This is a genomic window from Pseudomonas xionganensis, from assembly GCF_009763245.1.
Lineage (GTDB): Bacteria > Pseudomonadota > Gammaproteobacteria > Pseudomonadales > Pseudomonadaceae > Aquipseudomonas > Aquipseudomonas xionganensis.
Genome location: NZ_WKJZ01000003.1, coordinates 416,238 through 432,629, shown reverse-complemented (window position 1 = coordinate 432,629; position 16,392 = coordinate 416,238). Strand labels below are relative to the sequence as shown.

Sequence of the window (16,392 nt, the reverse complement as noted above, 5' to 3'; positions counted from 1 at the left end):
TTGGAGTTGGAACATGGCTAAAACCAGCATGAAAAACCGCGAGCTGAAGCGTCAGCAAACGGTAGCCAAGTACGCCAAAAAGCGTGCCGAGCTGAAAGCTACCATCGCCAACCCGAACTCCACTCCGGAAGCGCGTTGGGAAGCCCAGGTGGCTCTGCAGAAGCAGCCGCGCGATGCCAGCGCTGCGCGTCTGCGTAACCGCTGCCGCGTCACCGGTCGTCCGCACGGCGTATTCCGCAAGTTCGGTCTGTCCCGCATCAAGCTGCGTGAAGCAGCCATGCGTGGTGATGTACCCGGTCTGGTGAAAGCCAGCTGGTAAAAAAGCAAAGCCGGCCTAGCGCCGGCTTTGTCTTATGTGTGAATCAGGCCCCTTTGGGGCTTGCTTCATTTTTGATCAGTCTCTAGAATGTCCGGCTCGCCTGAGTCTGGGAAGTTTTTGCCCGGAATATTCAGCGACTGTAGCCGCAAGGCTAATTCTTTTTGTATCAGGAGCGTCTAGCCCATGAGTATGCAGGACCCGTTAGCGGACATGCTAACTCGTATCCGTAATGCCCAGATGGCTGAAAAGTCCGTCGTAAGCATGCCCTCTTCCACGTTGAAGGTGGCTGTAGCCAAAGTTTTGAAAGACGAAGGTTATATTGCGGGTTATCAGATCAGCGGTGAATCCAAGCCGCAGCTGTCCATCGAGCTGAAGTACTTCGAAGGCCGTCCGGTTATCGAAGAAGTGAAGCGCGTGAGCCGTCCAGGCCTTCGCCAGTACAAATCCGTCGATGATCTGCCGAAAGTACGCGGCGGTCTCGGTGTTTCCATCGTCTCCACCAACAAGGGTGTGATGACGGACCGCGCTGCGCGCGCTGCCGGTGTCGGCGGCGAAGTGCTCTGCACAGTGTTCTAAGGGGGGATAAGCATGTCTCGCGTTGCTAAGAACCCCGTTAAGCTGCCTGCCGGTGTCGAGATCAAACTCGCTGGTCAGCAGCTTTCGGTGAAGGGTGCCAAGGGCACTCTGGAACTGAATGTTCACTCGTCCGTTGAAGTCGTGCAGGAATCCGGTGAGCTGCGTTTCGCTGCTCGCAATGGTGACCAGCAGTCTCGCGCCATGGCCGGTACCACTCGTGCTCTGGTCAACAACATGGTGATCGGCGTTAGCGCTGGCTTCGAGCGCAAGCTGCAGCTGGTCGGCGTTGGTTACAAGGCGCAAGCCAAAGGTCAGGTGCTGAACCTCGCTCTCGGCTTCTCCCATCCGATCGACTATGAGTTGCCGGAAGGTGTTGTGGCTGAAACCCCGAACCAGACCGAGATCCTGATCAAGGGTGTCGACAAGCAACTGGTTGGTCAGGTCGCCGCGGAGATTCGTGATTTCCGTCGTCCTGAACCTTATAAGGGCAAAGGTGTTCGTTACGCAGACGAAGTCGTCCGTCGTAAAGAAGCCAAGAAGAAGTAGGGCATAGCAAATGACCGACAAAAAAGTTACTCGACTGCGTCGCGCTCGCAAAGCACGCCTGAAAATGCACGAGCTCGAAGTCGTGCGTCTGTGCGTGTATCGCTCTTCGCAGCACATCTACGCCCAGGTCATTTCGGCCGACGGCGGCAAGGTTCTGGCCAGTGCCTCGACCTTGGACAAAGCACTGCGTGACGGCGCCACTGGCAACGTCGACGCCGCCAAGAAAGTTGGTGCGCTGGTGGCCGAGCGTGCGAAAGCCGCTGGTGTAACCCAGGTTGCATTCGACCGTTCTGGCTTCAAGTACCACGGCCGCGTCAAGGCGCTGGCTGATGCTGCTCGTGAAGGCGGGCTGGAGTTCTAAGTTATGGCAAATAACGACCAAAAGCGCGACGAAGGCTATATCGAGAAGCTGGTACAGGTTAACCGCGTTGCCAAGACCGTTAAGGGTGGCCGTATCTTCACTTTCACCGCGTTGACCGTGGTAGGTGATGGTAAGGGTCGCGTCGGTTTCGGCCGTGGCAAATCCCGTGAAGTGCCGGCTGCCATCCAGAAGGCGATGGAAGCTGCGCGTCGCAACATGATCCAGGTTGATCTGAACGGCACCACTCTGCAGTACGCGATGAAGTCCGCCCATGGCGCCTCCAAGGTGTTCATGCAGCCGGCTTCCGAAGGTACCGGTATCATCGCCGGCGGCGCCATGCGTGCCGTGCTGGAAGTGGCCGGTGTGCAGAACGTTCTGGCCAAGTGCTACGGCTCGACTAACCCGGTGAACGTGGTGCACGCCACTTTCAAAGGTCTGAAGGCTATGCAGTCTCCAGAGTCCGTTGCAGCCAAGCGTGGCAAGAGCGTCGAGGAGATTCTCTAACCATGGCTAATACCGTAAAAGTCACGCTGATCAAGAGCGTGAATGGCCGTCTGGCCAACCACAAGGCTTGCGTCAAGGGTCTCGGCCTGCGTCGCATTGGTCACACCGTTGAGGTTCAGGACACTCCTGAAAATCGCGGCATGATCAACAAGGCTTACTACCTTCTCCGTGTTGAGGGTTAAGACATGTACCTGAACGATTTGAGTCCTGCGCCGGGTTCCCGTCGCGAGAAGCACCGTCCGGGCCGTGGTATCGGTAGCGGTTTGGGTAAGACCGGTGGCCGCGGCCACAAGGGTCAAACCTCCCGTTCCGGTGGCACCATTGCCCCTGGCTTCGAGGGTGGCCAGCAGCCGCTGCACCGTCGTCTGCCCAAGTTCGGCTTCGTGTCCCTGAAGGCTATGGATCGCGCCGAAGTGCGTACCTCCGAGCTGAACAAGGTCGAAGGCGGGGTTATTACTCTGCAGTCGCTGAAGGATGCCAACCTGATCAACCAAAACGTACAGCGCGTGAAAGTCATGCTGTCGGGTGCGGTCACTCAGGCAGTCACCCTTAAAGGTATCGCCGCCACCAAAGGTGCGCGCGAGGCCATCATCGCGGCTGGCGGTAAGTTCGAGGAATAAATGGCTAAGCAAGGTGCTCTCTCAGCGCTCAGCAATGGCGGGTTATCCGAGCTCTGGGCTCGTCTGCGCTTTCTGTTCATGGCGATCATCGTCTATCGGATAGGTGCACACATCCCGGTTCCTGGTATCAACCCTGATCGGCTGGCGGACCTGTTTCGACAGAATGAGGGGACCATTCTTAGCTTGTTCAACATGTTTTCCGGTGGCGCGCTGGAGCGCATGAGCATTTTTGCGCTGGGGATCATGCCGTACATTTCGGCGTCGATCATCATGCAGCTCATGACTGCGGTCAGCCCGCAACTGGAGCAGTTGAAGAAGGAAGGTGAGGCTGGCCGTCGCAAGATCAGCCAGTACACCCGCTACGGCACACTCGTCCTGGCGTTTGTCCAGGCCATCGGTATGTCCGTTGGTCTGGCCAGTCAGGGCGTAGCGTTTTCGGTTGATTTCGGCTTCCACTTCGTTGCGGTTACCACTTTTGTGGCGGGCGCGATGTTCATGATGTGGCTGGGCGAGCAGATCACCGAGCGTGGTGTCGGCAACGGTATTTCGATGCTGATCTTTGCGGGCATCGTAGCCGGTCTGCCGTCGGCGATCGGGCAGTCTTTCGAGTCTGCTCGTCAGGGCGATATCAATATCTTCGCCCTGATCGCCATCGGCCTGTTGGCAGTAGCGATCATCGGTTTCGTGGTGTTCATTGAGCGTGGTCAGCGTCGCATTGCGGTGCACTATGCCAAGCGTCAGCAGGGCCGCAAGGTCTTCGCGGCGCAGACCAGCCACCTGCCGTTGAAGGTGAACATGGCGGGGGTTATTCCGGCCATTTTCGCCAGCAGCCTTCTGCTGTTCCCGGCCTCGCTGGGTGCCTGGTTTGGTCAGTCCGAAGGTCTGGGCTGGCTGCAGGACATTTCGCAGGCTATCGCTCCTGGTCAGCCGTTGAACATTTTGCTGTTTAGTGCAGGGATCATTTTCTTCTGCTTCTTCTATACGGCGTTGATGTTCAATCCGAAAGACGTAGCGGAAAACCTGAAGAAGTCCGGTGCCTTTATTCCGGGTATCCGTCCCGGCGAGCAATCGGCGCGCTATATCGATGGCGTGTTGACCCGCTTGACCATGTTCGGTGCTCTGTACATGACGGCCGTGTGCCTGCTGCCCCAGTTCCTGGTGGTGGCGGCTAACGTTCCGTTCTACCTTGGCGGGACCTCGTTGCTAATCGTGGTCGTGGTTGTGATGGACTTTATGTCGCAAGTACAATCGCACCTCGTTTCGCACCAGTACGAATCCCTGATGAAGAAAGCCAACCTGAAGGGCTACGGCAGCGGCATGATGCGCTGAAGTTCCCGTAAGGTTCGAGGAGTTGGTAATGAAAGTTCGTGCATCGGTGAAAAAGCTGTGCCGTAACTGCAAGATTATCCGTCGCGAAGGTGTCGTACGGGTTATCTGCAGTGCAGAGCCGCGTCACAAGCAGCGCCAAGGCTGAGTGTGAATCAAGCGTTTCAAGCCCGGCAGCTAGTGCGCTGCCGGGTTGATTAATTGTTTCTACAGCGTTAATATCTCGCGCCCTATTTCTTGGCTTCCGGGGCGTAGGTAGCTGTCAATTGGAGTTCCACTGAATGGCCCGTATTGCAGGCGTTAACATTCCGGATAACAAACACACTGTTATCTCGCTGACCTACATCTATGGTGTTGGTCGTACCACTGCACAGAAAATCTGTGCTGCTACCGGCGTTAATCCGGCAGCAAAGATCAAGGATCTCTCTGACGAGCAGATCGAGCAGCTGCGTGGCGAAGTAGCCAAGGTGAATACCGAGGGTGACCTGCGTCGTGAAGTGAATATGAAAATCAAGCGCTTGATGGATCTGGGTTGCTACCGTGGCCTGCGCCACCGTCGCGGCCTTCCGGTTCGTGGTCAGCGTACCAAGACCAACGCTCGCACCCGTAAGGGCCCGCGTAAGCCGATCCGCAAGTAATCGCATTCGCGCATCGACAGGAATTTAGTCATGGCAAAACCTGCTGCTCGTACTCGTAAGAAAGTCAAAAAGACGGTGGTTGATGGCATCGCCCACATCCACGCGTCGTTCAATAACACCATCGTGACCATTACTGACCGTCAGGGTAACGCCCTGTCCTGGGCTACCTCCGGTGGTTCGGGTTTCCGCGGCTCCCGTAAGAGCACCCCGTTCGCTGCCCAGGTGGCTGCTGAGCGTGCTGGTCAGGCTGCCCTGGAATATGGCCTGAAGAATCTTGACGTCAACGTCAAAGGCCCAGGTCCGGGTCGTGAGTCCGCTGTCCGTGCTTTGAACGGCTGCGGTTACAAGATCGCCAGCATCACCGATGTGACGCCTATCCCGCACAACGGGTGCCGTCCTTCGAAGAAGCGTCGCGTGTAATCAGGAGACAGTGAGAAATGGCTCGTTACATTGGTCCCAAATGCAAACTGTCTCGTCGTGAAGGCACCGATCTGTTCCTGAAGAGTGGCGTCCGCGCTCTGGAATCGAAGTGCAACATCGAAGCAGCCCCAGGTATTCACGGTCAGCGCCGTGGCCGTCAGTCCGACTACGGCACCCAGCTGCGTGAGAAGCAGAAAGTTCGTCGCATCTATGGCGTACTTGAGCGTCAGTTCAGCGGTTACTACAAGCAAGCTGCCAGTCAGAAAGGCGCTACTGGTGAGAACCTGCTGCAGCTCCTCGAGTGCCGTCTGGATAACGTGGTTTACCGTATGGGCTTTGGTGCTACCCGCGCTGAATCCCGTCAGCTGGTTTCGCACAAGGCGATCAGCGTAAACGGTAAGACTGTCAACGTACCGTCCTACCAGGTTAAAGCTGGTGACGTGGTTGCCGTTCGCGAGAAGTCGAAGAATCAGCTGCGCATTGTCCAGGCTCTCGAGCTGTGTGCCCAGCGTGGCCGCGTTGAATGGGTAGAAGTAGACACTGAGAAGAAATCCGGCGTGTTCAAAAGCGTTCCGGCTCGCAGTGACCTCTCCGCCGACATCAACGAAAGCCTGATTGTCGAGCTCTACTCCAAGTAAGGGCTAGAAAATAGGTGCATTCCATGCAGATTTCGGTAAATGAGTTCCTGACCCCCCGTCACATTGATGTGCAGGTGGTCAGTCCGACCCGCGCCAAGATCACCCTCGAGCCTCTCGAGCGTGGTTTTGGCCATACCCTGGGCAACGCGCTGCGTCGCATCCTGTTGTCCTCCATGCCTGGCTGTGCAGTAGTCGAGGCCGAGATCGACGGCGTACTCCATGAGTACTCCGCCATCGAAGGTGTTCAGGAAGATGTCATTGAAATCCTGCTCAACCTGAAAGGTCTGGCTGTCAAACTGCACGGTCGTGACGAAGTGACACTGACTCTGGCGAAGAAGGGCTCGGGCGTAGTAACCGCTGCCGATATTCAGCTGGATCATGATGTCGAGATCGTCAATGGCGACCACGTAATCGCCAACCTGGCTTCCACTGGCGCGCTGAACATGAAGCTCACCGTAGCTCGTGGTCGCGGCTACGAGCCGGCTGACGCGCGTCAGAGCGATGAAGACGAAAGCCGCAGCATTGGTCGCTTGCAGCTGGATGCTTCGTTCAGCCCTGTGCGCCGGGTGTCCTACGTGGTGGAAAACGCTCGCGTCGAGCAGCGTACCAACCTGGACAAACTGGTCATCGATCTGGAAACCAACGGTACCCTGGATCCTGAAGAGGCTATCCGTCGTGCCGCAACCATTCTGCAACAGCAGCTGGCTGCGTTCGTCGACCTCAAGGGTGACAGCGAGCCTGTTGTTGTCGAGCAGGAAGACGAGATCGATCCGATCCTGCTGCGTCCGGTTGACGACCTGGAACTGACCGTGCGTTCGGCCAACTGCCTCAAGGCAGAAAACATCTACTACATCGGCGACCTGATTCAGCGTACCGAAGTAGAGCTGTTGAAAACCCCGAACCTGGGCAAGAAGTCCCTGACTGAAATCAAGGATGTTCTGGCCTCTCGCGGTCTGTCCCTCGGTATGCGCCTCGACAATTGGCCGCCGGCAAGTCTGAAGAAAGACGATAAGGCGACTGCCTGATCGTCATCATCACCGAACGAACAAGTTTGGTAAGGAATTGAACCATGCGTCATCGTAAAAGTGGCCGTCACCTCAGCCGCACCAGCGCACACCGCAAGGCCATGTTCCAGAACATGGCGGTATCGCTGTTCGAGCATGAGCTGATCAAAACTACTCTGCCGAAAGCCAAAGAACTGCGTCGCGTTGCCGAGCCGCTGATCACTCTGGCTAAAGAAGACAGCGTTGCCAACCGTCGTCTGGCCTTCGATCGTACTCGCTCGAAAGCTATCGTCGGCAAGCTGTTCAACGACCTGGGCAAGCGCTACGCCACCCGTCAGGGCGGTTACCTGCGTATCCTCAAGTGCGGTTTCCGCGCTGGCGACAATGCTCCAATGGCTTATGTTGAGCTGGTTGACCGTCCGGTCGCTGGTGCAGCTGTAGACGCTGAGTAAGTCGTAGGTTGTAGAAAAAACCGGGCCCTGGCCCGGTTTTTTTGTTTTGGGCGTGAATAATATTCCGCACGTCGTGTTTGATATTGTGTTCGATTATGGCCTCGGGTATGGTGCATCGGTCTTCCGTTCACGCCCTCGGGCCTCCATAAGAACAATCGCACATCATGTCTGAACCAACTGCTCTGAGTCTGATCCCCCCTGCCGTCGTGCTGCTCCTGGCTGTGTGGCTGCGTCGTCCCATACTGGCTCTGGTCTGCGGTGCTGCCGCCGGCCTGTTGCTATTGTCGCCGCAGGACGCGATGACCAATTTCTCCGAGATATCCCTCAAGGTCATGCAGGATGAAACCATCGGCTGGCTGATCCTGGTATGCGGCAGCTTCGGTGCCCTGATTGCCTTGCTCATCCGTACCGGTGGCGCATTGGCCTTTGGCCGTGCGGCATTGCTGGTGGCCAAGGGTAAGCGTTCTTCCTTGCTGATGACGTTCTTTCTGGGCCTGGTGATTTTCGTCGACGATTATCTCAACGCCTTGACCGTGGGCGAGACCATGAAGCGAGTGACCGATCGTTTCCGTATCTCCCGCGAGAAGCTGGCCTATATCGTTGACTCCACTGCAGCGCCCATCTGCGTGCTGGTGCCCCTGTCGACCTGGGCCGTATTCTTCGGTGGTCTGCTGGAAAACAACGACATCGCCGCCACGGGTGAGGGTATCGCCACCTATATCCAGGCGATTCCCTACATGCTCTATGCCTGGGCTGCGGTGATTCTGGTACTGCTGGTTGCGATGGGGCTGGTGCCGGACTTCGGGCCGATGCGCAAGGCCGAGATGCAAGCTCAGCATGGTTCGGCTGGCGCCATGCATGTGGGCGAGCTGAATCCCGAGCACAACTTCTCGATGAAATCCATGGAGGAGGAGTTCGAGGGTGCGGACAAGGAAAGCGGCAAGCTCTATAACTTCCTGGTGCCGCTGCTGATGCTGGTGGGGTTCACCATCTATTTCGACATCGACGTGTGGATGGGCATGATTGCCACCATGCTGCTGACCGTGCCCTTCTACATGTTGCAGCGTCTGATGCCCCTGGCCGAGATGCTGGAGCAGATGATGGACGGCTTCAAGACCATGCTGCCGGCCATCGGTATCTGCGTTGCCGCCTTTATCTTCAAGGATGTCTGTGACCAGCTGATGCTGCCGCAGTATGTGGTCGAAAGCCTCAAGCCCTACATGACCCCGCAGATGCTGCCGGCCATGGTGTTCCTGTGCATGGCGGTGCTGTCGTTCGCCACCGGCTCCTCCTGGGGCATCTTTGCCGTAACCATTCCAATCGTAATGCCTCTGGCCTTTGCCCTGGAGGCGGATGTGCCGCTGGTGATCGGCGCGCTGATGTCGGCTTCGGCCTTTGGCAGTCAGGCCTGTTTCTACAGTGACTCCACCGTGCTGGCGGCCCAGGGCTCGGGTTGCAACCTGATCAGCCATGCGGTCACTCAGCTGCCTTACACCCTGGTGGCGGCGACAGTAGCCTTTGTCGGCTTTATCCTGATCGCCTAAGCGAGCAGGATTGGAAAAAAACGGGCCTACGGGCCCGTTTTTTCTGTCTGCCAGCAGGGCGCTGCGCTTGACCCGCTCCAGACTGAGGCGGAGCATAGGCAGTCATCCAGCTTTGTTTAAGGAACTGTCCTCATGAAAGGCCATGTGCAGGTTGTCGATTACCTCAAGCAGCTGCTCAAGGGCGAGCTGGCTGCCAGGGATCAGTATTTCGTGCATTCGCGCCTGTATGAGGATTGGGGCTTTAGCAAGCTCTACGAGCGGATCAACCATGAAATGGAGGAAGAGACCCAGCATGCTGATGCGCTGCTCAAGCGGATTATCTTCCTTGAGGGCGTGCCGGATATGACGCCGAATTCATTCCGCTTTGGCCAGACGGTGCCGGAGGCGTTAAAGCTGGATCTGGCCCTGGAGTACGAGGTGCGCGCGGCCCTGGCCAAGGGCATTGCCCTGTGTGAGCAGCATCAGGATTATCAGAGCCGCGACATGCTGTTGGCCCAGCTCAAGGATACCGAGGAAGACCATGCCTACTGGCTGGAAATTCAGCTGGGCCTGATCGACAAGCTGGGTCTGGAGAACTATCTGCAAAGCCAGATGTAATCGGCCAGCTACAAGCTACAAGCTACAAGTAAGAGCAGAAGCGAAAAAGCCAGAGCGGAGATGATCTGCTCTGGCTTTTTCTTGTGGCTTGGAGCTTCAGGCTTGTGGCTGCTCTTAGGCTCTGTCTCTCTCCAGCAACGGCTTGAGGAAATGCCCGGTATGGGACTGCGGCATCTCGGCCACTTCTTCCGGTGTGCCGACCGCAATGATCTGCCCGCCCTTGGAGCCGCCTTCCGGGCCAAGGTCCACCAGCCAGTCGGCGGTCTTGATCACGTCCAGGTTGTGTTCGATCACCACCACGGTGTTGCCGTGGTCGCGCAGGCGGTGCAGCACGTCGAGCAGTTGCTGGATATCGGCGAAGTGCAGGCCGGTGGTCGGCTCGTCGAGGATATACAGGGTCTTGCCGGTGTCACGCTTGGAGAGCTCGCGGGATAGCTTGACCCGCTGGGCTTCACCGCCGGACAGGGTGGTCGCCGACTGACCGAGCTTGATGTAGGACAGGCCGACGTCCATCAGCGTTTGCAGCTTGCGCGCCAAGGCTGGGACGGCATCGAAGAAGGCGCGTGCGTCCTCGATGGTCATTTCCAGCACCTCGTGGATGTTCTTGCCCTTGTACTTCACTTCCAGGGTTTCGCGATTGTAGCGTTTGCTCTTGCACACGTCGCAGGGCACGTAGATATCCGGCAGGAAGTGCATCTCCACCTTGATCAGGCCGTCGCCCTGGCAGGCTTCGCAGCGCCCGCCCTTGACGTTGAAGGAAAAGCGCCCCGGGCCGTAACCCCGTGAGCGCGCTTCCGGTACCCCGGCAAACAGCTCGCGGATCGGGGTGAAGATGCCGGTGTAGGTGGCCGGGTTGGAGCGCGGCGTGCGGCCGATGGGGCTCTGGTCGATATCCACCACCTTGTCCAGATGCTGCAGGCCGTCGATGCTGTCGTGGGGCGCGGCTTCCAGGGTGGTGGCACCGTTCAGGGCGGTGGCGCTCAGGGGGAACAGGGTGTTGTTGATCAGGGTCGACTTGCCCGAGCCGGACACCCCGGTCACGCAGGTCAGCAGACCGATGGGGATTTCCAGATCTACGTTGCGCAGGTTGTTGCCGCGGGCGCCCTTGATCTTCAGCGAGAGCTTCTTGTCCCGGGGCGTGCGCTGGGCCGGCACGGCTATCTTCACTCGGCCGGAGAGGTATTTGCCGGTGAGCGAATCGGGGTGGGCCATGACTTCGGCGGCGGTGCCCTGGGCGACGATCTGCCCGCCATGCACGCCAGCGCCGGGGCCGATATCCACCACATAGTCGGCCAGGCGGATGGCGTCCTCGTCATGCTCGACCACGATCACCGTATTGCCGATATCGCGCAGGTGCTTGAGGGTGCCGAGCAGGCGCTCGTTGTCGCGCTGGTGCAGGCCGATGCTTGGCTCGTCGAGGATGTACATCACCCCCACCAGGCCGGCACCGATCTGGCTGGCCAGGCGGATGCGCTGGGCCTCGCCACCGGACAGGGTGTCGGCGCTGCGATCCAGGGTGAGGTAGTCGAGGCCGACGTTGACCAGAAACTGCAGGCGTTCGCGGATTTCCTTGAGGATCTTCTCGGCGATCTCGCCGCGTCGGCCCGGCAGGCTCAGCGCGGTGAAATACTCGGCGGCGCTACCAATCGGCAGGCTGGTGACGGCCGGCAGGGTCTTCTCACCCACCCAGACATGCCGCGCCTCGCGGCGCAAGCGGGTGCCACGACAATCCTGGCAGGCCTGGGTGCTGAGGAACTTGGCCAGCTCCTCGCGCACGCTGGTGGATTCGGTCTCGCGGTAACGCCGCTCCAGGTTCGGCACGATGCCTTCGAAGGGGTGCGAGCGCTTGACGATATCGCCACGGTCGTTGAGGTACTTGAAGTCGACGTTCTGCGTGCCGCTGCCGAACAGGATGCACTTCTGGTGCTCGGCGCTGAGGTCGTCGAAGGGGATTTCCAGGCTGAAACCGTAATGCGCGGCGAGGGAACCGAGCATCTGGAAGTAATAGACGTTGCGCCGGTCCCAGCCGCGAATCGCGCCTTCGGCCAGGGTCAGTTCGCCATTGACCAGGCGCTTGCTGTCGAAGAACTGCTTCACGCCCAGGCCGTCGCAGGTCGGGCAGGCGCCGGCCGGGTTGTTGAAGGAGAACAGCTTGGGTTCCAGCTCGCTGATCGAGTGGCCGCACTGTGGGCAGGCGAAACGGGCGGAGAAGATGATTTCCTCACCGTCTTCCCCTTCCATCGGCGCGATCAGCGCCAGGCCGTCGGCCAGTTTCAGCGCGGTCTCGAAGGACTCGGCCAGGCGCTGCTGCAGATCGCCACGGGCCTTGAAACGGTCCACCACGGCGTCAATGCTGTGCTTCTTCTGCTTGTCGAGTTTGGGCAGTTCGTCCAGCTCGTAAATCTTGCCGTTGACCCGTACGCGGACAAAACCCTGGGCGCGCAGCTCATCGAAAATCGCCAGGTGTTCGCCCTTGCGCTCGCGAATCACCGGAGCAAGCAGCATCAGCTTGCTGCCTTCGGGCAGGGCCAGCACCTGATCGACCATCTGGCTGATGGTCTGCGCCTCCAGCGGCAGGTCGTGATCCGGGCAGCGCGGGGTGCCGGCGCGGGCGTAGAGCAGGCGCAGGTAGTCGTAGATCTCGGTGATGGTGCCGACGGTGGAGCGCGGGTTGTGCGAGGTGGACTTCTGCTCGATGGAAATCGCCGGCGACAGGCCTTCGATGGTGTCAACATCGGGTTTTTCCATCATCGACAGGAACTGCCGGGCGTAGGCCGACAGCGATTCGACATAGCGGCGTTGGCCCTCGGCATAGAGCGTGTCGAAGGCCAGCGACGACTTGCCGGAACCGGACAGGCCGGTAATCACGATCAGCTTGTCGCGGGGCAGGGTCAGGTCGATGTTTTTCAGGTTGTGGGTGCGGGCACCCCGGATCAGAATCTTGTCCACAAACAGCGGCCTCCCGTGGCGGGCGGAAAACCACCGAGTATACGGGCCGGGGGCCTTGCGCGGCAAAGCGTCACTGCTGTGCCATGGACGATCAGACTGCTAGAATCGCCGCCTGTTTTTAATAGGGCATTTCCCATGCACGATCCGCACAGCGAGCGCATGAGCGGTGGCGAAACACGCGCAGCCAGTGGCCTGGCGCTGGTGTTCGCATTCCGCATGCTGGGGTTGTTTATGGTGTTGCCGGTCATGGCCACCTACGGCATGGAGTTGCAGGGCAGCACCCCGGCCCTGATTGGTCTGGCCATCGGCGCCTACGGTCTGACTCAGGCCATCCTGCAGATTCCCTTCGGTATGCTCAGTGATCGTATTGGCCGGCGTCCGGTGATCTATGCCGGGCTGCTGATCTTTGCCGCCGGCAGTCTGCTGGCGGCCAATGCCGACTCTATCTTCGGGGTGATTGCCGGGCGTGTGTTACAGGGCGCGGGGGCCATCTCGGCGGCGGTGATGGCGCTGCTCTCCGATCTGACCCGCGAGCAGCACCGCACCAAGGCCATGGCCATGGTCGGCATGAGTATCGGCCTGTCCTTTGCCGTGGCCATGGTGGTCGGCCCGCTGCTGACCCGCGCCTTCGGCCTGTCCGGGCTGTTTCTCGCCACCGCAGCCATGGCCCTGCTGGGTATGCTCGTGGTAGCCACCTGGGTGCCGCGGGCGGCCGCGGCCTTGCAGCATCGCGAATCCGGGGTGGCCAGCCAGGCGCTGTGGCCGACCCTGAAGAACCTCGATCTGCTGCGCCTGGATTTCGCCATTCTGGCCCTGCACGCGATTCTCATGGCCAGCTTTATCGCCTTGCCCCTGGCCCTGGTGGAGCAGGGCGCCCTGGTCAAGGAGGAGCACTGGTGGGTCTATCTGACGGCCTTGCTGGTGGGGTTCTTCGCCATGGTGCCCTTCATTATCTATGGCGAGAAAAAGCGCCGGATGAAGCAGGTACTGCTCGGCGCGGTCTGCGTACTGCTGGCTTGCGAGCTGTTCTTCGCCCTGGTCGGGCAGGATCTGCGCAGCCTGGTGCTGGGCATGGTGGTGTTCTTTACCGCCTTCAATCTGCTGGAAGCCTCCCTGCCATCACTGGTCAGCAAGGTGGCCCCGGCTGGCGGCAAGGGCACGGCGATGGGGGTGTACGCCACCAGTCAGTTTCTCGGCGCCGCCATTGGCGGCATCCTGGGTGGCTGGCTGTACCAGCACTACAGCCTGTCGGGGGTGTTCCTCGGCTGCGCCCTGTTGGCTCTTTTCTGGCTGGCCTTTGCTGTTACTATGCGCGAACCGCCTTATGTCACCAGCCTGCGCCTGCCGCTTTCCAGTGCGGCTCTACAGGATGCGGGGCTGGCCGAGCGTTTACAGGCAGTGCCCGGAGTGGCGGATGCCGTGGTGGTGGTTGAAGAGGCCGCCATCTATATCAAAGTGGATACCCAACAATTGGACCGCAAGTCCCTTGAGCGCCTGATCGAGACGGCGCCGGTGGCTTGCTGAGAGCTTAGGAGAACGTTATGGCCCGTGGGGTTAACAAAGTCATTCTGGTCGGCACCTGCGGTCAGGACCCGGAAGTCCGCTACCTGCCCAGCGGCAACGCTGTCACCAACCTGAGCCTGGCGACCAGCGAGCAGTGGACCGACAAGCAGACCGGGCAGAAGGTCGAGAAGACCGAGTGGCACCGCGTTGCCCTGTTCGGCAAGGTGGCCGAGATTGCCGGCGAATACCTGCGCAAAGGTTCCCAGGTGTATATCGAAGGCAAGCTGCAGACCCGCGAGTGGGAAAAAGACGGCATCAAGCGTTACACCACGGAGATCATCGTCGATATGCAGGGCACCATGCAGCTGCTCGGCGGCCGTCCCAGTGGTGACGATTCCGCGCCGCGTCAGTCTCGCCCAGCCCCTCAGCGCGAGCCGCAGCAGCAGGCCCGCCCGGCGCCGCAGCCGGCTGCCCAGCCCGCCCCGGACTATGACAGCTTCGACGACGATATTCCGTTCTAAAGGCTGCCGCCGTTTATGCGCATGCGCTTGATGCTGCTGGGGGGCGGTAACGCCCTGGGGCAGGCACTGATCCGTCTGGGCGCCGAGGAAGACATCGGCTTTCTCGCCCCCAGACCGCCGGAATCCGGCTGGGATCCGGCCAGCCTGACCCAGTTGCTGGACGAGACCCGTCCTGATGCTCTGGTCAACCTGGCCTACTACTTCGACTGGTTCCAGTCCGCCGAGGTCAGCGCCGAGCGCTTTGCCGAGCAGACCCGTGCAGTCGAGCGCCTGGCTGAGCTGTGCCAGCACCATGAGATCCGTCTGCTGCAACCCTCCAGCTACCGCGTCTTCGATGGCGCGCGCGCCACTGCCTATAGCGAAAAGGACGATCCATTGCCCCTTGGCGCGCGCGGTCAGGCTTTGCTGGCGCTGGAACAGGTGGTGCGGCGCAGCTGTCCGCGGAATGTGCTGTTGCGTTTTGGCTGGTTACTGGACGACAGCCCGGATGGCTTGCTCGGGCGCTTTCTGCAGCGTGCCGAGCGCGACGACGTGCTCTATCTGGCCGATGACCGACGTGGCAATCCGACTCCAGTGGATGATGCGGCGCGGGTGATTCTGGCGGTGCTCAAGCAGCTCGATTGCAACAGCCCGTTGTGGGGCACCTATCACTATGGCGGCCATGAGGCGACCACCAGCCTGACCCTGGGTCAGGCGGTGTTGAGCGAGGCGCGCCAACTGCATGGCAACCTGATCGAGGAAATTGGCGCCCAGGCCCATGCCGCTCGCGCCGACTCTGCGGAAGAGCCGCAGCACGCCGTGCTGGCCTGCAAGAAAATCTTCCACACCTTTGGTATCAAGCCCAGGGCCTGGCGTACCGGGCTGCCTGCTCTGCTGGATCGTTATTACCGCCATGTCTGAGTTATCCAAGATTCTGGTCACCGGCGGCGCCGGTTTTATCGGCTCTCATCTGGTCGATGCGCTGCTGGCTGCCGGCCATGTCGTGCGGGTGCTGGACAACCTGTCCATGGGCAAGCTGGCCAACCTGGCGCTGGATAATCCGGCTCTGGAGTTTATTCAGGGCGATGTGGCCGATGCGGCGACGGTCAGTGCGGCCGTGCAGGGCTGCTCGGCGGTGGCTCATCTGGCCGCCGTGGCCTCGGTGCAGGCTTCGGTGGATGATCCGGTTGGCACCCACCAGAGCAATTTTGTCGGCACCCTGAATGTCTGCGAGGCCATGCGCCAGCGCGGTGTAAAGCGGGTGTTGTTTGCCTCCAGTGCGGCGGTCTACGGCAATAACGGGGAGGGCCAGGCTATTGCCGAGGATACAGCCAAGGCGCCGTTGACCCCCTACGCGGCGGACAAGCTGGCCAGCGAGCATTACCTGGATTTCTATCGCCGCCAGCATGGGCTGGAACCTGCGATCTTTCGCTTCTTCAATATCTTCGGCCCGCGCCAGGACCCATCCTCGCCCTATTCCGGGGTGATCAGCATCTTTACCCAGCATGCCCAGCAGGGGCTGCCGATCAACGTATTCGGCGATGGCGAGCAGACCCGGGATTTCTTCTACGTGAGCGATCTGGTGCAGCTGCTGGTGCAGGCCCTGCAATTGCCGCAGGTGCCTCTCGGTGCGGTGAATGTGGGCTGGAATCAGGCCGTCAGCCTGAATCAGCTACTGGCCGAAGTTGGCAGGCTCTGTGGTGGGTTGCCCGAGGTACGGTATCTGTCCCCGCGCGCCGGTGATATTCGCCACTCCCGGGCGGCCATCGAGCGCCTGCGTGCGGCGTATCAGCTGCCTGCGTCAACGCCTCTGGCCGAGGGCTTGCAGCGTTTGCTGCAAGGTTAAGCACCAGGCATAAAAAAACCGGCTGCAATAGCCGGTTTTTTTATGGGGC

Annotated in this window: 21 protein-coding genes; 20 read left to right on the top strand and 1 reads right to left on the bottom strand. The window is 59.9% G+C overall.

From position 1 onward, the window contains the following. The first annotated feature begins 13 nt into the window (after window positions 1-13). The 16 genes from rpsN (at window position 14) to bfr (ending at window position 9,545) form a co-directional block, all read left to right on the top strand. A complete protein-coding gene (gene rpsN, locus GJV18_RS16865; RefSeq protein WP_160347653.1) occupies window positions 14-319 on the top strand; it encodes a 30S ribosomal protein S14 in 306 nt (101 codons plus the stop codon). Window positions 320-502: 183 nt separating this feature from the next. Continuing rightward, window positions 503-895, top strand: coding sequence for a 30S ribosomal protein S8 (gene rpsH, locus GJV18_RS16860; protein WP_160347652.1), 393 nt, complete (start codon window positions 503-505; stop codon window positions 893-895). 12 nt (window positions 896-907) lie between these two features. Beyond that, entirely contained in the window at window positions 908-1,441 is a 534-nt protein-coding gene (gene rplF, locus GJV18_RS16855) for a 50S ribosomal protein L6 (protein WP_160347651.1), read from the top strand. 10 nt (window positions 1,442-1,451) lie between these two features. Next, a complete protein-coding gene (gene rplR, locus GJV18_RS16850) occupies window positions 1,452-1,802 on the top strand; it encodes a 50S ribosomal protein L18 (RefSeq protein WP_160347650.1) in 351 nt (116 codons plus the stop codon). A gap of 3 nt (window positions 1,803-1,805) precedes the next feature. Further along, the gene (rpsE, locus tag GJV18_RS16845; RefSeq protein ID WP_160347649.1) at window positions 1,806-2,306 is read left to right on the top strand and encodes a 30S ribosomal protein S5; all 501 of its coding nucleotides are present in this window, start codon (window positions 1,806-1,808) and stop codon (window positions 2,304-2,306) included. 2 nt (window positions 2,307-2,308) lie between these two features. Further along, window positions 2,309-2,488 carry a 50S ribosomal protein L30 gene (gene rpmD, locus GJV18_RS16840; RefSeq protein WP_093985653.1) on the top strand — a complete coding sequence of 60 codons (180 nt, stop codon included), beginning with the start codon at window positions 2,309-2,311 and terminating at the stop codon, window positions 2,486-2,488. 3 nt (window positions 2,489-2,491) lie between these two features. Beyond that, window positions 2,492-2,926 (top strand): 50S ribosomal protein L15, encoded by a 435-nt coding sequence (gene rplO, locus GJV18_RS16835; protein WP_160347648.1) that lies wholly within the window; start codon window positions 2,492-2,494, stop codon window positions 2,924-2,926. Beyond that, a complete protein-coding gene (secY, locus tag GJV18_RS16830; RefSeq protein WP_160347647.1) occupies window positions 2,927-4,255 on the top strand; it encodes a preprotein translocase subunit SecY in 1,329 nt (442 codons plus the stop codon). Between the two features lie 28 nt (window positions 4,256-4,283). Then, entirely contained in the window at window positions 4,284-4,400 is a 117-nt protein-coding gene (gene rpmJ, locus GJV18_RS16825) for a 50S ribosomal protein L36 (protein ID WP_002555468.1), read from the top strand. A gap of 133 nt (window positions 4,401-4,533) precedes the next feature. After that, entirely contained in the window at window positions 4,534-4,890 is a 357-nt protein-coding gene (rpsM, locus tag GJV18_RS16820; RefSeq protein ID WP_058070007.1) for a 30S ribosomal protein S13, read from the top strand. Between the two features lie 30 nt (window positions 4,891-4,920). Beyond that, window positions 4,921-5,310: a 30S ribosomal protein S11 gene (gene rpsK, locus GJV18_RS16815; RefSeq protein WP_013789773.1), complete on the top strand. Its 390-nt coding sequence runs from the start codon at window positions 4,921-4,923 to the stop codon at window positions 5,308-5,310. A gap of 17 nt (window positions 5,311-5,327) precedes the next feature. After that, complete coding sequence (gene rpsD, locus GJV18_RS16810; protein ID WP_160347646.1) at window positions 5,328-5,948, top strand: 30S ribosomal protein S4; 621 nt, start codon at window positions 5,328-5,330, stop codon at window positions 5,946-5,948. A gap of 23 nt (window positions 5,949-5,971) precedes the next feature. Continuing rightward, window positions 5,972-6,973: a DNA-directed RNA polymerase subunit alpha gene (locus tag GJV18_RS16805; protein ID WP_160347645.1), complete on the top strand. Its 1,002-nt coding sequence runs from the start codon at window positions 5,972-5,974 to the stop codon at window positions 6,971-6,973. 44 nt (window positions 6,974-7,017) lie between these two features. Further along, window positions 7,018-7,404 carry a 50S ribosomal protein L17 gene (rplQ, locus tag GJV18_RS16800; protein ID WP_160347644.1) on the top strand — a complete coding sequence of 129 codons (387 nt, stop codon included), beginning with the start codon at window positions 7,018-7,020 and terminating at the stop codon, window positions 7,402-7,404. A gap of 164 nt (window positions 7,405-7,568) precedes the next feature. Next, on the top strand, window positions 7,569-8,948 hold the full coding sequence (locus tag GJV18_RS16795) for a Na+/H+ antiporter NhaC family protein (RefSeq protein WP_160347643.1): 1,380 nt from the start codon (window positions 7,569-7,571) through the stop codon (window positions 8,946-8,948). A 132-nt stretch (window positions 8,949-9,080) separates the two neighbouring features. Further along, window positions 9,081-9,545, top strand: a complete 465-nt coding sequence (gene bfr, locus GJV18_RS16790; protein ID WP_160347642.1) for a bacterioferritin — start codon at window positions 9,081-9,083, stop codon at window positions 9,543-9,545. A 114-nt stretch (window positions 9,546-9,659) separates the two neighbouring features. Here the strand turns inward: bfr and uvrA are convergent, their stop codons facing one another. Then, on the bottom strand, window positions 9,660-12,494 hold the full coding sequence (gene uvrA / locus GJV18_RS16785; protein ID WP_160347641.1) for an excinuclease ABC subunit UvrA: 2,835 nt from the start codon (window positions 12,492-12,494) through the stop codon (window positions 9,660-9,662). Window positions 12,495-12,629: 135 nt separating this feature from the next. On the opposite strand from uvrA, the gene GJV18_RS16780 reads away from it, so the two are divergent. From GJV18_RS16780 to GJV18_RS16765, 4 genes are read left to right on the top strand one after another with little or no spacing between them, the layout of a single operon-like run. Continuing rightward, entirely contained in the window at window positions 12,630-14,018 is a 1,389-nt protein-coding gene (locus GJV18_RS16780) for an MFS transporter (RefSeq protein ID WP_160347640.1), read from the top strand. 17 nt (window positions 14,019-14,035) lie between these two features. Next, window positions 14,036-14,518 carry a single-stranded DNA-binding protein gene (locus tag GJV18_RS16775; RefSeq protein ID WP_160347639.1) on the top strand — a complete coding sequence of 161 codons (483 nt, stop codon included), beginning with the start codon at window positions 14,036-14,038 and terminating at the stop codon, window positions 14,516-14,518. Window positions 14,519-14,533: 15 nt separating this feature from the next. Next, window positions 14,534-15,418: a sugar nucleotide-binding protein gene (locus tag GJV18_RS16770; RefSeq protein WP_160347638.1), complete on the top strand. Its 885-nt coding sequence runs from the start codon at window positions 14,534-14,536 to the stop codon at window positions 15,416-15,418. Next, window positions 15,411-16,343, top strand: coding sequence for an NAD-dependent epimerase/dehydratase family protein (locus tag GJV18_RS16765; protein ID WP_160347637.1), 933 nt, complete (start codon window positions 15,411-15,413; stop codon window positions 16,341-16,343). The genes GJV18_RS16770 and GJV18_RS16765 overlap by 8 nt, the downstream gene beginning before the upstream one ends. Window positions 16,344-16,392: the final 49 nt, after the last annotated feature.

Bases quoted from the DNA above. Each gene is read 5' to 3' on its own strand.
- GJV18_RS16795 (WP_160347643.1), top strand. From the start codon at position 7,569: ATGTCTGAACCAACTGCTCTGAGTCTGATCCCCCCTGCCGTCGTGCTG.
- GJV18_RS16805 (WP_160347645.1), top strand. From the start codon at position 5,972: ATGCAGATTTCGGTAAATGAGTTCCTGACCCCCCGTCACATTGATGTG.
- bfr (WP_160347642.1), top strand. From the start codon at position 9,081: ATGAAAGGCCATGTGCAGGTTGTCGATTACCTCAAGCAGCTGCTCAAG.
- GJV18_RS16770 (WP_160347638.1), top strand. From the start codon at position 14,534: ATGCGCATGCGCTTGATGCTGCTGGGGGGCGGTAACGCCCTGGGGCAG.
- rpsD (WP_160347646.1), top strand. From the start codon at position 5,328: ATGGCTCGTTACATTGGTCCCAAATGCAAACTGTCTCGTCGTGAAGGC.
- GJV18_RS16780 (WP_160347640.1), top strand. From the start codon at position 12,630: ATGCACGATCCGCACAGCGAGCGCATGAGCGGTGGCGAAACACGCGCA.
- rpsH (WP_160347652.1), top strand. From the start codon at position 503: ATGAGTATGCAGGACCCGTTAGCGGACATGCTAACTCGTATCCGTAAT.
- GJV18_RS16765 (WP_160347637.1), top strand. From the start codon at position 15,411: ATGTCTGAGTTATCCAAGATTCTGGTCACCGGCGGCGCCGGTTTTATC.
- rpsK (WP_013789773.1), top strand. From the start codon at position 4,921: ATGGCAAAACCTGCTGCTCGTACTCGTAAGAAAGTCAAAAAGACGGTG.
- rpmD (WP_093985653.1), top strand. From the start codon at position 2,309: ATGGCTAATACCGTAAAAGTCACGCTGATCAAGAGCGTGAATGGCCGT.
- rplQ (WP_160347644.1), top strand. From the start codon at position 7,018: ATGCGTCATCGTAAAAGTGGCCGTCACCTCAGCCGCACCAGCGCACAC.
- rplO (WP_160347648.1), top strand. From the start codon at position 2,492: ATGTACCTGAACGATTTGAGTCCTGCGCCGGGTTCCCGTCGCGAGAAG.
- rpsE (WP_160347649.1), top strand. From the start codon at position 1,806: ATGGCAAATAACGACCAAAAGCGCGACGAAGGCTATATCGAGAAGCTG.
- GJV18_RS16775 (WP_160347639.1), top strand. From the start codon at position 14,036: ATGGCCCGTGGGGTTAACAAAGTCATTCTGGTCGGCACCTGCGGTCAG.
- secY (WP_160347647.1), top strand. From the start codon at position 2,927: ATGGCTAAGCAAGGTGCTCTCTCAGCGCTCAGCAATGGCGGGTTATCC.
- rpsM (WP_058070007.1), top strand. From the start codon at position 4,534: ATGGCCCGTATTGCAGGCGTTAACATTCCGGATAACAAACACACTGTT.
- rplR (WP_160347650.1), top strand. From the start codon at position 1,452: ATGACCGACAAAAAAGTTACTCGACTGCGTCGCGCTCGCAAAGCACGC.
- rpsN (WP_160347653.1), top strand. From the start codon at position 14: ATGGCTAAAACCAGCATGAAAAACCGCGAGCTGAAGCGTCAGCAAACG.
- rpmJ (WP_002555468.1), top strand. From the start codon at position 4,284: ATGAAAGTTCGTGCATCGGTGAAAAAGCTGTGCCGTAACTGCAAGATT.
- rplF (WP_160347651.1), top strand. From the start codon at position 908: ATGTCTCGCGTTGCTAAGAACCCCGTTAAGCTGCCTGCCGGTGTCGAG.